Here is a 493-nt window from a genome sequence, read left to right on the forward strand (position 1 = left end):
TTCGAATGAAACTGGCTTTTCTAGTGGTTTGTATCCTGCCGGTGTTTCTACTTCCACCAACTCATACTTCCCAATAGGTAAATCTGAAACGTTTGCTTTTCCTTCTTTATCCGTCGTTACTTTCGCAACTACTTTTCCTTTTGAATCACGTACTTCAAATACAACATTTTCTAATGGAGCTTTACTATCTTTATCTATTTTTGTTATCTCTACATTCCCTGTATCCACCATTTCATTTTCTACTTTTAATGATAGAACCTCGGTCATGCCTTTTTTGATTTCAAATGATACTGGTTTTTCTAGCTTTTTATAACCAGGTAAACTTTCTACCTCTACTAATTCATACTTTCCTACAGGTAAATCTGAAACATTTGCTTTTCCATCTTTATCTGTCGTTACTTTTGTAACTTCATTACCCTTTTCATCTTGGACGATGAATGTTACTCCCGCTAACGGTGCTTTATTATCTTTATCTATCTTTGTTATCTCTACA

1 protein-coding gene is annotated in these 493 nt (G+C 34.3%); it reads right to left on the reverse strand.

Translation table 11 applies throughout. From position 1 onward, the window contains the following. A partial coding sequence (locus tag MR170_RS31025; protein ID WP_242310671.1) for an MSCRAMM family protein occupies positions 1–493 on the reverse strand: 493 nt, incomplete at both ends.

The sequence above is a fragment of the Bacillus cereus group sp. BfR-BA-01524 genome (genome assembly GCF_022662595.1).
Classification (GTDB): Bacteria; Bacillota; Bacilli; order Bacillales; family Bacillaceae_G; genus Bacillus_A; species Bacillus_A thuringiensis_S.